Origin of the sequence: Parasphingorhabdus sp. (assembly GCF_039982415.1) — a bacterium.
Taxonomy (GTDB): Bacteria; Pseudomonadota; Alphaproteobacteria; order Sphingomonadales; family Sphingomonadaceae; genus Parasphingorhabdus.
Window position 1 is genome coordinate 262,305 of sequence record NZ_JBDWYL010000001.1, and the last position, 13,268, is coordinate 275,572.

General features: G+C 50.4%; 15 protein-coding genes. 11 read left to right on the plus strand and 4 right to left on the minus strand.

Annotated features, from left to right (window positions below; all coding sequences use genetic code 11):
• Window positions 1-5: 5 nt before the first annotated feature.
• From pstC to ABJU74_RS01290, 3 genes are all read right to left on the minus strand, one after another.
• The gene (gene pstC / locus ABJU74_RS01280; protein ID WP_348385768.1) at window positions 6-1,388 is read right to left on the minus strand and encodes a phosphate ABC transporter permease subunit PstC; all 1,383 of its coding nucleotides are present in this window, start codon (window positions 1,386-1,388) and stop codon (window positions 6-8) included.
• Window positions 1,389-1,471: 83 nt separating this feature from the next.
• Window positions 1,472-2,515: a substrate-binding domain-containing protein gene (locus tag ABJU74_RS01285; RefSeq protein WP_348385769.1), complete on the minus strand. Its 1,044-nt coding sequence runs from the start codon at window positions 2,513-2,515 to the stop codon at window positions 1,472-1,474.
• Between the two features lie 121 nt (window positions 2,516-2,636).
• Complete coding sequence (locus ABJU74_RS01290) at window positions 2,637-3,881, minus strand: ATP-binding protein (RefSeq protein WP_348385770.1); 1,245 nt, start codon at window positions 3,879-3,881, stop codon at window positions 2,637-2,639.
• 323 nt (window positions 3,882-4,204) lie between these two features.
• Here ABJU74_RS01290 and ABJU74_RS01295 point away from each other — a divergent pair, with 323 nt between their 5' ends.
• The 4 genes from ABJU74_RS01295 to ABJU74_RS01310 all read left to right on the plus strand — a co-directional run bounded on the left by ABJU74_RS01295 (window position 4,205) and on the right by ABJU74_RS01310 (window position 6,821).
• The gene (locus ABJU74_RS01295) at window positions 4,205-4,543 is read left to right on the plus strand and encodes a hypothetical protein (RefSeq protein WP_348385929.1); all 339 of its coding nucleotides are present in this window, start codon (window positions 4,205-4,207) and stop codon (window positions 4,541-4,543) included.
• A gap of 108 nt (window positions 4,544-4,651) precedes the next feature.
• A complete protein-coding gene (locus tag ABJU74_RS01300) occupies window positions 4,652-4,930 on the plus strand; it encodes an HPr-rel-A system PqqD family peptide chaperone (protein ID WP_348385771.1) in 279 nt (92 codons plus the stop codon).
• A gap of 14 nt (window positions 4,931-4,944) precedes the next feature.
• The gene (locus ABJU74_RS01305; RefSeq protein ID WP_348385930.1) at window positions 4,945-5,805 is read left to right on the plus strand and encodes an HprK-related kinase A; all 861 of its coding nucleotides are present in this window, start codon (window positions 4,945-4,947) and stop codon (window positions 5,803-5,805) included.
• On the plus strand, window positions 5,802-6,821 hold the full coding sequence (locus ABJU74_RS01310) for a nucleotidyltransferase family protein (protein WP_348385772.1): 1,020 nt from the start codon (window positions 5,802-5,804) through the stop codon (window positions 6,819-6,821). Before ABJU74_RS01305 ends, ABJU74_RS01310 begins: the two co-directional genes overlap by 4 nt.
• A gap of 3 nt (window positions 6,822-6,824) precedes the next feature.
• On the opposite strand, the gene ABJU74_RS01315 is transcribed toward ABJU74_RS01310, so the two are convergent.
• Window positions 6,825-7,511: an HAD-IA family hydrolase gene (locus tag ABJU74_RS01315; RefSeq protein ID WP_348385773.1), complete on the minus strand. Its 687-nt coding sequence runs from the start codon at window positions 7,509-7,511 to the stop codon at window positions 6,825-6,827.
• A 97-nt stretch (window positions 7,512-7,608) separates the two neighbouring features.
• Here ABJU74_RS01315 and glmU point away from each other — a divergent pair, with 97 nt between their 5' ends.
• Genes glmU through ABJU74_RS01350 form a run of 7 tightly spaced genes read left to right on the plus strand, consistent with a single transcriptional unit; the run spans window position 7,609 to window position 13,236 of the window.
• Entirely contained in the window at window positions 7,609-8,961 is a 1,353-nt protein-coding gene (glmU, locus tag ABJU74_RS01320) for a bifunctional UDP-N-acetylglucosamine diphosphorylase/glucosamine-1-phosphate N-acetyltransferase GlmU (protein WP_348385774.1), read from the plus strand.
• 7 nt (window positions 8,962-8,968) lie between these two features.
• The gene (locus ABJU74_RS01325; RefSeq protein WP_348385775.1) at window positions 8,969-9,865 is read left to right on the plus strand and encodes an acyl-CoA desaturase; all 897 of its coding nucleotides are present in this window, start codon (window positions 8,969-8,971) and stop codon (window positions 9,863-9,865) included.
• Between the two features lie 25 nt (window positions 9,866-9,890).
• Complete coding sequence (locus ABJU74_RS01330) at window positions 9,891-10,223, plus strand: CopG family transcriptional regulator (RefSeq protein WP_348385776.1); 333 nt, start codon at window positions 9,891-9,893, stop codon at window positions 10,221-10,223.
• A complete protein-coding gene (locus ABJU74_RS01335) occupies window positions 10,220-10,588 on the plus strand; it encodes a PIN domain-containing protein (RefSeq protein WP_348385777.1) in 369 nt (122 codons plus the stop codon). The genes ABJU74_RS01330 and ABJU74_RS01335 overlap by 4 nt, the downstream gene beginning before the upstream one ends.
• Window positions 10,589-10,604: 16 nt before the next feature.
• The gene (glmS, locus tag ABJU74_RS01340; RefSeq protein ID WP_348385778.1) at window positions 10,605-12,428 is read left to right on the plus strand and encodes a glutamine--fructose-6-phosphate transaminase (isomerizing); all 1,824 of its coding nucleotides are present in this window, start codon (window positions 10,605-10,607) and stop codon (window positions 12,426-12,428) included.
• Window positions 12,429-12,430: 2 nt separating this feature from the next.
• Complete coding sequence (locus tag ABJU74_RS01345) at window positions 12,431-12,871, plus strand: OsmC family protein (protein WP_348385779.1); 441 nt, start codon at window positions 12,431-12,433, stop codon at window positions 12,869-12,871.
• Window positions 12,868-13,236, plus strand: coding sequence for a GFA family protein (locus ABJU74_RS01350; protein WP_348385780.1), 369 nt, complete (start codon window positions 12,868-12,870; stop codon window positions 13,234-13,236). Before ABJU74_RS01345 ends, ABJU74_RS01350 begins: the two co-directional genes overlap by 4 nt.
• Window positions 13,237-13,268: the final 32 nt, after the last annotated feature.

Sequence of the window (13,268 nt, forward strand, 5' to 3'; positions counted from 1 at the left end):
CGCTGCTATTCATAAGCTTCCCGATATTTTTTCACGACTCTCAGCGCGACGAGGTTGAGCAGCAATGTGACAATGAACAACACCAGTCCAAGCGCAAAGGCGGCAAGGGTTTTTGGACTATCAAATTCCTGATCGCCAGTGAGCAGTTGAACGATTTGAGTGGTCACTGTGGTAACGCTGGAAAACGGATTCGCAGTCATATTGGCCGCTAAGCCAGCGGCCATGACGACAATCATAGTTTCGCCAATGGCGCGGCTGACGGCTAATAAAACGCCGCCGACAACACCCGGTAGCGCAGCAGGAATAAGCACTTTCTTGATGGTTTCGCTTTTCGTCGCCCCCATCGCCAGTGACCCATCGCGCATGGCGCCCGGCACCGCAGCAATACTGTCGTCTGCCATGGAGGAAACAAATGGGATGATCATAATACCCATCACAACGCCTGCGGCGAGTGCGGATTCAGAAGAAGCACTTGAAATGCCGATAGAAACTGCAAAATCGCGCAAGGCCGGGGCGACGGTTAGCGCAGCAAAATAGCCATACACAACGGTCGGAACACCGGCCAATACTTCTAATATCGGTTTCATCCAGGCGCGAAATCTGGGTGCGGCATATTGGGTAAGATAGATCGCGCTCATCAAGCCTAAGGGAATGGCCACGATCATCGCAATAATAGCGCCAATAAATACAGTTCCCCAAAATAGCGGAATGGCACCGAAACCGGTTTCACCACGAGGGCCTGCAACGGCCTTGGGATTCCATTCGGTACCGAAAAGAAAATCAATCGGCGAAACCATGGAAAAGAATCGCGCAGATTCGAAAATAAGAGAGGCGAAAATACCAATGGTTGTAACGATCGCTATTAACGAAGCGAGAAGCAGCGTCATCATTGTTACCCGCTCTATTTTGGTGCGGGCTCGCAGATCGGGTTTGATGCGCAACCATGCAAAGGCACCGCAAGCAAAAACAAGCAAAAACGCCGCGACCATTCCTAATGTCTGATAGTATGAAATCGCTGTTTTATAAGGCTCTACCATGGACTGCGAAAGCGGATTAAACGCTTTTACCTGTTGTCCCGACGCAATTGATCTTGCTTCGGCCAGAATAGCGCCACGGGAAAACGAATCTTGTGGAAGCTGTTCCGCAGCAGGACTTGCTAGGGCCGCGTCGGTGATAAGAGCGGGGCTGGTAATATTCCAAACAGTGAGAAACAGAAATGCCGGAAAAACGGCCCAAAGCGCAACATACCAACCATGATAGTTGGGACGCGAATGAATGGCGCGCGGGCTGGTGCTTTCTGTATAGAAACGTCTTGCTTTGACGCGGCCAAAAAACCAAGCAATGCCGCCTAAGATAATGATCAGTAAGAAGAGGATTGAGCCTGACACGGTGGTTATACTGATCCTTAAAGAGGTCCGGATTTATAAAGGCGCGGACCGTTTCAAAAAAATGGTCCGCGCCTCGATATATTTTACTTCAGCTCAGCGCCAGTCAAAACAGGCAATTCTTTTGCTGTTTCGGTCATTTGTGCCCGAACATCATCTGGAGAAGCAATAAGACCGGCTTCGATGAGATAACCATCGCTGCCGCCAGCATTAACGAACTCCGTTACATATTCCTGCAATCCAGGAATTACGTTCACATGTTGTTTTTTGGCGTAAATATATAGCGGCCGTGCACCCGGATATTCACCCGAAGCAATGGCACCATAAACCGGTTCAACATCAGAAACAGCAACACCGCGGACTGCATCGGTATTTTCTTCAAGGAAGCTATAACCAAAAATACCCAGGCTGTTTGGATTGGCTTTCAGTTTTTGAACGATCAAATTATCGTTTTCACCGGCGTCAATATAGGCACCATCGGCGCGAACATCGTGACAAATGGCATCATATTCGTCTTCGTTGGTTTCTTTCAGCGCTTTGGTTTCAGCATCTGTTTTGCAACCCACTTCCATGATTAATTCTGTAAGAGCATCACGTGTTCCCGAGGTGGAAGGGGGGCCATAGACGCTGATCGCGATATTAGGGAGTGAAGGATCAATGTCCGACCAGTTTTTGGTTTCATTTTTCTTGCCATAAGGCCGTTCTGCAATGGCTTCATAAATCTGTGCTGGGGTCAATTTAATCGCTGGGCCTTCATTGGCTTGCGCGATAGCGATTCCATCAATGCCGATTTGGATTTCAACCACATCAGTCACGCCATTTTCTTTGCACATTTCAAATTCGGACGCTTTCATCCGGCGCGATGCATTGGCAATATCGGGTGTGTTTGCACCAACACCAGCGCAGAATAATTTCATTCCGCCGCCAGTTCCGGTTGATTCTAATATCGGTGAGGTGTTCATGTCACCTGCGCTAAATTGTTCTGCAACCGCCTTTGCAAATGGGAATACAGTTGAAGAGCCTACGATACGGATTTCTCCGCGCGTACCGCCTTGTCCGCCAGAAGCTTGATCCTGACAGGCCGCGAGTGCTAAAGTTGAGACCGCCAATAGAGCGATTTTCTTAAACATTTTGAATGTCCCCGTTTTCTTTTGGAGTGGTGAAACATGGCCGAGAATCACTTCTTCTTTTCGACCTCGTAGCCGTCATTTAAGAGTCCGCAATGTCCTATTGATTACAAATTTGTTACAGTTATGTGACATCAGATTTCACGGCAGGAAGAAATACCGTGACTGTGGTGCCCAAGCCAATCTCGCTTGATATCTCCAGTCGTCCTCCATGACGCTCGGTAATATGTTTCACAATAGCAAGCCCGAGGCCGGTTCCGCCGATGGATTTGCTGCGCCCTTTGTCCACTCTGTAAAACCGTTCGGTGAGCCGCGGAAGATGATCCGCAGAAATCCCATCCCCTTGATCCGTGACCGATAAGCGCAACATGGAATTATTGCGATTGGGTTCGACGGCAACCGAGACAGGGCTGCCTTTGCGACCATATTTATAAGCATTGCTTACCAGATTGTGGAGCAGTTGCGACAATTGACCATAGTCACCTTGAATCATTGAAGTTTGCTCAGGCAAGGAGATGATGAAATCCTGGTTCTTGATATTGCGGCCATTTAAAAACACGTCTTTGACGTCCGTGACCAGCTTGGCAAGATCCACCGCTTCTGAAGGAAGCTGATATTTTTCGGCTTCAATGCGCGAAAGAGACATGAGATCTTCGACGAGCCGCTGCATCCGGTCGGCTTCTTGATACATGATCTGAAGAAAGCGCGCGCGCGTATCATTGTCGCGGCCAGCTTCCGGATTTTCCAGCGTTTCAACAAAACCCTTGATAGCGGCTAGCGGGGTACGCAGCTCGTGGCTCGCATTGGCCACAAAATCCGTGCGCATTCTCTCTGCAGCATAGCGGCTGCTTTGATCTGACAGTTGAACCAGTTTCAAGCCATCATCTAACGCGTGAATCCGTAACTCCCATCTTTGATCAGCGCTGCCCACACCCACCAATAATATCGGTTCTCCGGTATGTTCGGCACTTGGGTTGGCCAGCCGGTCGGCCGCCGCTGGATGACGAATAGCAACGCGAACATCTTCGCCGATGATATGATCACCGAGAAACCTCTTTGCCGCGGGATTAGCCGCCGCCACTTTTGCGTTGCGAATAAGCAATATCGGGTCGGTAATGGGAGTGATGACATCCTCATATGCTTCTGCCCGGCCTTGATATATTAAGCGCTTTTTTTGACGTTCTAAACTGGTTGGGTCGGGTTGCTTAGGAGATTTTTCTTCCAAAGCGATAATTGCGAGCGCCACAATCCCAAATGCCGACATGATCACAATTTTGGTGAGTGCAGCTGATGTTTGCGCAGCCCATACTGCACCGGCGACGACCAGTAAGATCGAGAAGATGAGACGAAAGGGCGAAGTAGAATTCATGAGATCCGAAAATGTTGCAAAGCTGCGCTATGTTTAGGCGGGTTTTCTCGAAAACAGCAACGCCTATATCACGATTGGGCATTGCAGAGAATGTTTACACTACTGTGAAACGCCGCAGCGTTAAACAATCTGGCCGGAATGTCCCGAATATGGACGACTATTGCATAGGGTGACAGTTTACTCGCTTTTAAGCGTTTTCCGGTCTAAGGGCCGCATATAGAGGAATTTAGACCATGACGGAATCATCAAGTCAGAATGACAAACCGGTGGATTCGGATGAGGATTCACTTCAAGCAAGTAACGTCACGCGTAGGCGGGCTTTGATGATGGGGGCAGTGACAGCATCTGCAGTCGTGAGTATTAAGCCAGCACTTGCTCAAACCGCTGGATCGGTTCTCAATTGCGAAATTCCTGTGCCAGGCAATCATGCCGGCGGCGGCTATATCGGCGCTGACGGCCGCATTGTGTCTCCAGATACTCCAGGTGCCTTTCCGCCAGCCGGACGCAATTTTACCGGAGAAGAAGTGAAGCGCGCTATGAACGGACGATCTTTGCCTGGAACTTCTTACGAGCAATCAAAGGCTTATGTGAATTATATTCGCCGTCTTCAATCTGGCCAAAGCGGTTTTACCTGCTACGCATCCTTGCAAATGCCACGCTAGACTGGAAAACGGTTTTCGGCTTCAAAGCCAAGGCTTATTAACATATTCATGCTATTAGACCGACATGTTCTCAATGACTTGTCATGATCAGGAATAGTGAATATCGCCATGAGCCAATATTATTGCGCCGCTGACCCAAACGGGCTGATCCAGCATGAACTGGACAGCATGACCCTGATTTTTCAAAAATCATCTGGGATCACACATATGGTAGCCGATCCGGTTCCCGCCATATTGGAGGTTATGCGCGAGGATATTGTGCGGCCTGAAGATATTGTGCGGCGGCTTACTGATCAATTTGATCTGCAAGATGAAGGTGACAGCGAAGCTATTGTATTGGCTCGATTAACCGAGTTATGCGCATTGGGCCTGGTGGAGCAGGTCTAGGTTTAATGTTCGATATGCATCATATAAACCTTGCGATTGGGCCGGCACGGTTTCGGGTTGCGTCTTGCTGGCGTGAGCCGCTGGATCAGCTTGAAAATCTATATCAATATTATCCTCAAATTACCGACGAATATGTTGATTTCACGGTACGTTTGGAGCCGGAAAAACCTTGGCGTCGCTATCTCAGGCCATCGGTCCATATATCAGGAGACTATTGGCTACCTGATGCTGCACCGCTGCCTCTTGATCAGGGCTTGCTTGCTGCGGAAATGGGTATGAACTTGCAGATGGCATTGGGATGGCGTCGCCATTTGTTGTTGCACGCAAGCAGTGTCGAGAAAGATGGGCGCGCTTTATTGATGACCGGCCTTTCTGGTTCGGGAAAATCGACATTGTCAGCGTTGCTAGCAGAAAATGGCTGGCGGTTCATGGGCGATGAATTTGCGTTACTCGATCCCGAAACTGGTCTCGTGCACAGCTTCCCAAGATTAATCAGTTTAAAAAACGAAGCCATTGCAGCCATGCACAAAATTGTGCCGGAAGAGCGTTTCGGCCCGTTCATAAAAAACACGCCAAAAGGCGATATACAGCACATCCAACCACCGCGAGATGCGGTCAAGAAAATGGCCGTCACCGCGAAACCAGCAATGCTTCTTTTTCCGCGTTTTGGCTATGAATCCGCTCTACGGGACATGGGTAAAAGCGAGATTTTTATACGATTAACGCAAGCATCGACAAACTATGTTGCGCTTGGCGAGCCCGGCTTTAGGTCTCTCACCAAATTTGTTGATCAGGTGCCGGTTAAAGCAATGGATTATCCTACTGGTGAGCGGGCACTGGCGCTAATCGACGAACTCTGGGATCAGCTTCCATGAGATCCAATGCGCAGATATTGGTTGATGCATTACGCCAGCCCCAATCAACCCTTGCGCTCGATGGCGCGGGCTGGGCCGATTTAATCAGCATGGCGCGGGCAGAATCGCTGGCCGGAAGTCTCGCCTATCGCTTAGTTGACATTGCGGTCCCTGAGGCAGTGAAGCCGGTATTGCAGGATTCCATGCAATCTAGTGAGTTGGCTCGACAACAAGCGCTATGGGAGGCTGAAAGCGCGCGGCGGGCCTTGTCTTCTCTATCTTGCAAAATCCTCCTCATGAAAGGCACCGCCTATGTTGCTGCCAATATTGATGCCGGTATTGGTCGTTCCATTGGCGATCTCGACATCATGGTGGACCGGAGTCGATTGCCGGACGCCGAAGAGGCTTTGCTCGATGCGGGTTGGGAATGGGTGAAACCAGATCCCTATGATGACCAATATTATCGGGAATATATGCACGAACTGCCACCGTTAATTCATCGCGAACGGGATCGGATGATTGACGTGCATCACACAATTTTGCCGCTGACCGCAAGACCAACGCCTTGTCCCAAAGCCATGCTCGATGACGCGCAAAAATTGGATTCTGGTCTCTATGTAATGGGCGAAGCCGATATGGTTTTGCATTCAGTGGCGCATATGCTCGCTGATGGCGACATGGCTGGGGGATTGCGCAACCTGTGGGACATTGACCGTCTTGTGCGCCAATTTTCTTGGAATAATGCGGGGTTTTGGAAAGTCTTGCACGAGCGCGCCCAGTTGCATGGTTTGGAACCGCATCTTGCCCGAGCGCTGCGATTGGCGGCGCGTCTTTACGATTTGCCAACAGATAAAAGCTTCACCGGCGCCTCGCAATTGACCGATTATTTCTATGTTCGCCGTCTGCTAGCCCGCGATGGATGGGGTCGGGAAAGCCGCAAGATTACTAGGCAATTTTTCTATATTCGGTCGCATTGGCTGCGCATGCCGCCGGTGATGCTCGCTCGCCATTTGTGGACAAAATGGCGCAAAAAATAAACCTTATGCACCAAGTTTCACGAGTGCAGGAAGAAGCTCATCATAATGATCGATAATGATATCGGCTCCCAATTCTTCGACCGGCTGATGCAAAAATCCAAAACTGACAGCAATATTGGCGATTTCCGCATTTTTTGCAGCTTCAATGTCAAAAATACTATCACCAATAAATACCGCTTTGCTTTGCCCGATTTTACCATCGCAACGCCGGATCATCTCATCTATCGGATCACGCTTGGGCTTGCTGCGTCCTTTACCCATGGTATCGCCGCCAATTACGGTGACAAACCGATCAATCATACCGACTTTGGTTAGCAGTTTTACGGCCAAATTCTCAAATTTGTTGGTCACGACGGCAAGTTTGATCTCTTTTTGCTGGAGACTGTCCAAGGCAGCAATCAAGCCCGGAAATGCAGGCGCGTTGGTTCCCAAATGGGCTTCATAATGATCAATCAGGATGGGCAATAATTGTTTGATGAGATTGTCATCAAAACCGCCCGACTGTTGCAACGCCATTTTTAGCATATGACGAGCCCCCATGCCCACCAAGGAGCGTGTTGATTGTGCATCAACTTGCGGCCGGTTCGCGGTTTCTAGGGCGTGGTTGAGAGAGGCGGCAAGTTCCATGCTGGTATCCAGCAACGTGCCATCCAGATCAAAACCAATAATATCGAAAGAAATTTCTGTCATCAGAGCAGCATAGAACCGATCTTGCTGGCATAAGCAACCGCATCATGGCATGGGGCGCAAAATCACCGTTCGAAATGACATATTTGGAGTATTTGGCATGAGTGACCGTCCTTTAGCAGCCATTATCTTAGCCGCCGGACAAGGCACACGGATGAAATCAAGCATGCACAAGGTTCTCCATCCGATTGCCGGGAAGCCGATGCTGCACCATTTGCTGGACACGGTGGAGTCTATCGGCGTGGAGAGAACGGTTGTTGTTGTCGGTGCGAGGCGGGAACAGTTGGAGCATAGCGTTGAGGGTTGCGGTGTTGCGATCGCGGTTCAGAAAGATCAGCTCGGGACAGGGCATGCGGTGGCGCAGGCGCATGATGCGCTCAAAGGTTTCGCCGGTGATGTGCTGATTCTTTACGGTGATGTGCCGATGGTCAGCGCGGATACTATGCAAGCAATGATAGCTCGCTTAAATGATGGGACCGACCCGCGCGCCGTTGTGCTTGGTTTTCGTCCCAACGATGCGGGCGCTTATGGGCGGATTATTGCAAGTGATCAGGGCGAAATTGAAAAAATGGTCGAGTTTAAGGATGCCAATGAGATCGAGCGGGCGGTTAACCTGTGCAACAGCGGTCTGATGGCGGCGCGCGCGACCGATTTGTTCATCTTGTTGGACCAGATCGGCAACGACAATGCGGCTGGTGAATATTATCTGCCCGACATTGTTATGTTGCCGGGACAGGCCAGCGCGGTGATCGAAGTCGATGACCCAGCGGAAGTTGCGGGCGTTAACAGCCGCGCGGAATTGGCCGCCGTTGAAGGCGAATGGCAAGACCGCCGCCGCGCGCAGGCGATGGCTGATGGCGTCAGTTTGATTGCGCCAGAAACCGTTTGGTTTTCATATGATACACAGATTTCTTCAGATGTTATCGTAGAACCAAATGTCTTTTTTGGTCCCGGTGTATCGGTAGCCAGCGGAGCCCGTATCTATGGTCATAGTCATATCGAAGGCGCATCTATTGGAGCAAATACCAATGTTGGACCCTTCGCGCGTCTGCGTCCCGGTGCGGTGCTAGAAGAAGGCTCGAAAATCGGCAATTTTGTTGAGATGAAAAAGGCGATCCTGGGCAAAGGTGCCAAGGCCAATCATCTGACCTATCTGGGTGATGCCGAGGTGGGAGAGGGTGCTAATATTGGCGCCGGGACAATCACCTGCAATTATGACGGCTATTTCAAATATAAGACCAAGATCGGCAAGGGCGCGTTTATTGGCTCCAACAGCGCGCTAGTCGCGCCCGTGACGATTGGCGATGGCGCGATCGTCGGCGCCGGCGCAGCGCTAACTAAAGATGTGGATGCTGGCGATTTGGCACTGGTGCGGGCAGAGCAAACCGCGAAACACGGCTGGGCTGACCGGTTTAATACAGTGAGTGCGAAGAAAAAGGCGGGAAAATCTTAAACCTGTCATGATGAAACCGGTTGCCCGGGTTGAAGGATCATCTGCATCTGCCGAATTTGGGCGGGTCAGTTTTGATATGAAAAGGGCTATTTGGAATGGTTCGATGCTGGTATGCGCCATCAGTTTGGCGGCCCCCTTCTTCACCCTGGGGGCGTTTTTTATGTTCCTTATTCTCACCTATTTCTCTCTACTCTTGGGACATAGTGTGGGGATGCATCGCATGATGATCCACCGAACATTCGTATGCTCAAAACTATTAGAGAGATCGTTGATCTATCTGGGCACATTGGTCGGTGTGGCTGGTCCTCACGGCATATTATATGTTCATGACATCCGTGATTGGGCTCAGCGCCAGCCCGCCTGTCACGATTTTTTTGCACATCGAAAATCTCTGATCAGAGATTTAACATGGCAGTTATTCTATCGTTTTGAGTTTGATCGGCCGCCCAAATTCACAATTGAAGAAAATATCGCAGATGACAAATTTTATCATTTTCTGGAAAAGAGCTGGCGCTGGCACCAGTTACCACTGGCAGTGATTTTATTCGTAATTGGCGGAATGCCTTGGGTTGTTTGGGGAATTTTCGTGCGGATTATCATCAGTGTCGCTGGGCATTGGACCATTACATACTTTTGCCATCGCCCTGGTAAGGGGCGCTGGGATGTAGCCACAGCATGCGTCCAAGCCTCCAATCTCAATGGTCTCGGTTTACTGACCTATGGAGAATGTTGGCACAACAACCATCATGCTTTTCCAGAATCTGCTCGCATCGGCTTGGAGCCGGGGCAGTCGGATCCAGCATGGTGGGTTATAGCCGGTCTCGGTAAAGCCGGTTTTGTCTGGGACATCGGGTTGCCGCGCGCGCCATCACAGCAAGAAGATTTAAGAAGAAGATTGACATGATATCATGATATGATATCAATATATCATGACTCGCATACTTGCAGACTTGTCCGAAGAAGATGTCCAATGGCTGGATGCCCAAGCGGCAGCACAAGAGACATCGCGTGCGCAATTATTGCGGGATGCGGTGGCTGCTTTTCGCGCAGACGCGTCCAAGCAGGGTATTGAGAAATTTTTCGGTATCTGGCGTGACCGGCGAGAGGTTGGCGATCCGGTTGCCTGGCAACGGCGCGAGCGGGCGTCCTGGACGCGGCCCTGGGACCCAGATTATTGGGATGTCCGCAAGGAATTTCCTGACCTTTTCGATGCGAATGATGACCGGGAGGCCGAGCGTTATCGCCGGAAAGATACCTCGTGAACGAAGCTGTTTTCGATAGTAATATTTTATTCGATGCGCTGAATGATATTGGCCGTGCCAATGTCGAGCTGAAACGCTATGATCGGCGTTATATCAGCCGATTGACCTGGGTTGAAATACTGACCCGTGCACTGCCGGATGACGGTGATCGGGCTGAGGATTTTCTCTCCTTTTTCAACATTATCGAAGTCAATGAAGAAATTGGTCGCCGCGCCGCCTTGTTGCGCAGCGACCGGCGGCGCCTGAAAGCAATGGATGCGGTCATTCTTGCATCCGCTCAACTCTCTGGGCGAATCTTAATTACACGAAACACACGCGACTTTCCGGCAGAAATGCCAGGTATTCGTGTTCCTTATACTCTTTAAACAGAAAGCCTGAATTATGTGCGGAATCATCGGAATTGTTGGCAAGGATGCGGTCTCAGATCGTCTGGTCGATGGTCTCAAGCGAATGGAATATCGTGGTTATGATAGCGCCGGCGTGTGCACTGTTGCCAACGGCGATCTTATTCGCCGCCGCGCCGAGGGCAAATTGATTAATCTGGTGGACGTGCTCAAGACGGACGATGCCCCAGGCATGATAGGTATTGCTCATACCCGATGGGCGACCCATGGCGCGCCAACACGAAACAACGCGCATCCCCATGCCACCAGTGAAGTCGCCTTGGTGCACAATGGGATTATTGAGAATTTCAAAAGCTTGCGAGAAGCGCTTTCGGCGCGAGGCCGCAGTTTTGAAAGCGAAACGGATACCGAAGTGGTGGCGCATTTGGTGAGTGAGCAAGTGGAAGCGGGCAAATCTCCACAGGAAGCGGTTAAAGCTGTTTTGCCACAATTGCGCGGCGCCTTTGCGCTGGCGATAGCGTTTAAATCTGATCCTGATCTGCTTATCGGCGCCCGATTAGGTTCTCCATTGGTCGTTGGCTATGGCGATGGCGAAACCTATCTGGGATCAGATGCGCTCGCCTTGGCGCCATTGACCCAGAAAATCGCTTATCTTGAAGAAGGCGACTGGGTTGTCATTACGCGCGATGGTGCGGAAATTTTTGATAGTAAGAACAAGCCTGTAGAACGGGAAGTGACGACATCCGGTGTGTCGGCCGCAACAATCGAAAAAGGCCAATATCGCCACTATATGCAAAAAGAGATTTTTGAGCAGCCCACTGTGGTCGCGCAAACCCTGCAAAGTTATATCCGGTCCCTTGAACAGCAAGTCGCTCTTCCCCAAATGGACTTTGACTTAAAAGACATAAAACGGATCACGATCGTTGCCTGCGGGACCAGCTATTATGCCGGGATGGTTGCCAAATATTGGTTCGAAACCTTTGCCCGCGTCCCAGTTGATTTGGATTTTGCTTCCGAATTTCGGTATCGTGATCCCGTATTTGAACAGGGTGGTTTGGCCCTATTCATTTCTCAATCCGGTGAAACAGCCGATACACTTGCGGCATTGCGCCACAGCAAAGAAAATGGACAGAAAATTGCTGTCGTTGTTAATGTGCCAACCAGTTCCATGGCGCGCGAGGCTGATTTGCTTTTGCCAACTCATGCTGGCCCCGAAATTGGCGTTGCATCAACCAAGGCCTTTTCTTGCCAACTGGCGGTTCTAGCGGCTCTGGCCGCGCATCTTGCGGTGGTGAAAAGCAAAATGACGGCCGCCGAAGAACGTGAAGTTGTTACGCATCTGACGGAAGCTCCGGCGGCATTGAATGAGGCGCTGTCTCATGATGAAGATATTGCTGAAATGGCTCATCTAATCGCCCCGGCGCGTGATGTGCTCTATCTCGGCCGTGGACCGGACTACCCGCTCGCCTTAGAAGGTGCGCTCAAACTCAAAGAAATCAGCTATATTCATGCCGAAGGCTATGCCTCTGGTGAAATGAAGCATGGCCCAATTGCGCTTATCGATGAAGCGGTACCGGTGATCGTTTTGGCGCCATCTGGTCCATTATTTGAAAAAACAGTCTCGAATATGCAAGAAGTGCGTGCGCGGGGCGGTAAGGTGGTGCTGATCTCTGATGCCGAAGGCCTAGCAGAAGCGGGAGAAGGGTGCATGGCCACTATTGAAATGCCCAAGGTACATCCTTTAATTGCGCCGTTGGTCTATTCTGTACCCGTGCAACTGCTGGCATATCATGTGGCCGTCGCTAAAGGGACGGATGTCGACCAACCGCGCAATCTCGCAAAATCGGTAACTGTGGAGTAATTATGGCTAACCAACCTTCGATCGTTTCCGTCGAAACCGCTGACGGTAAATTTCAACAGACGGTGAAGGTGGGAAAACATGTTTTTCGTGCGGATGAACCGCTGTCATTTGGTGGCGGAGACACGGGGCCATCGCCCTATGATCTGTTGCTGGCGGCGCTAGGCAGTTGTACGTCGATGACGATCAAAATGTATGCTGATCGCAAGGCCATTCCCCTCGAAGCGGTGCATATTGAATTGGAGCATAGTAGAGATCATGTGGCTGATTGCGACAATTGCAGCAATGATGACAATCGGATTGATGTGATCGATCGTGCGATTAGCTTACAAGGCGATTTGACTGCGGAGCAGCGGCAAAAATTACTGGAAATTGGCGATAAATGTCCGGTGCACAGGACATTAGAAAACCGCATCGATATTCATACTACTGAAGTGCGGACATGATTACCGTAACTGGTGGTTGTCATTGCGGAGCAGTCCGCTTTGTGGCTCAGTCAAAAGCCAAGCCTGACATGTTGGACTGCAACTGTTCCATTTGCGCGCGCAGCGGCTATTTGCATTTGTTCATCCCGCATGCACTGTTCAACTTGGCGAACGGCGCGGATGATCTCACCAGCTATAAATTTGGGAAGAAACAAGCCGATCATCTCTTCTGCAAAAAATGCGGTGTGAAGAGCTTTTACCAACCCCGATCTCATCCCGATTGCTGGAGCGTCAATTATAATTGCCTAGATATAGGCCATGCGCTTGAACCCATGATCACCAAATTTGATGGGCAAAATTGGGAAGCGTCCAAAGCGCAATTATAAAAAAATGGCCCGCCAGTTTCCTGGCGAGCCAT

Bases quoted from the DNA above. Each gene is read 5' to 3' on its own strand.
- glmS (WP_348385778.1), top strand. From the start codon at position 10,605: ATGTGCGGAATCATCGGAATTGTTGGCAAGGATGCGGTCTCAGATCGT.
- ABJU74_RS01295 (WP_348385929.1), top strand. From the start codon at position 4,205: ATGATGGGGGCAGTGACAGCATCTGCAGTCGTGAGTATTAAGCCAGCA.
- ABJU74_RS01305 (WP_348385930.1), top strand. From the start codon at position 4,945: ATGCATCATATAAACCTTGCGATTGGGCCGGCACGGTTTCGGGTTGCG.
- ABJU74_RS01330 (WP_348385776.1), top strand. From the start codon at position 9,891: ATGACTCGCATACTTGCAGACTTGTCCGAAGAAGATGTCCAATGGCTG.
- ABJU74_RS01345 (WP_348385779.1), top strand. From the start codon at position 12,431: ATGGCTAACCAACCTTCGATCGTTTCCGTCGAAACCGCTGACGGTAAA.
- ABJU74_RS01310 (WP_348385772.1), top strand. From the start codon at position 5,802: ATGAGATCCAATGCGCAGATATTGGTTGATGCATTACGCCAGCCCCAA.
- ABJU74_RS01325 (WP_348385775.1), top strand. From the start codon at position 8,969: ATGATGAAACCGGTTGCCCGGGTTGAAGGATCATCTGCATCTGCCGAA.
- ABJU74_RS01290 (WP_348385770.1), bottom strand. From the start codon at position 3,881: ATGAATTCTACTTCGCCCTTTCGTCTCATCTTCTCGATCTTACTGGTC.
- ABJU74_RS01350 (WP_348385780.1), top strand. From the start codon at position 12,868: ATGATTACCGTAACTGGTGGTTGTCATTGCGGAGCAGTCCGCTTTGTG.
- ABJU74_RS01315 (WP_348385773.1), bottom strand. From the start codon at position 7,511: ATGACAGAAATTTCTTTCGATATTATTGGTTTTGATCTGGATGGCACG.
- glmU (WP_348385774.1), top strand. From the start codon at position 7,609: ATGAGTGACCGTCCTTTAGCAGCCATTATCTTAGCCGCCGGACAAGGC.
- ABJU74_RS01285 (WP_348385769.1), bottom strand. From the start codon at position 2,515: ATGTTTAAGAAAATCGCTCTATTGGCGGTCTCAACTTTAGCACTCGCG.
- ABJU74_RS01300 (WP_348385771.1), top strand. From the start codon at position 4,652: ATGAGCCAATATTATTGCGCCGCTGACCCAAACGGGCTGATCCAGCAT.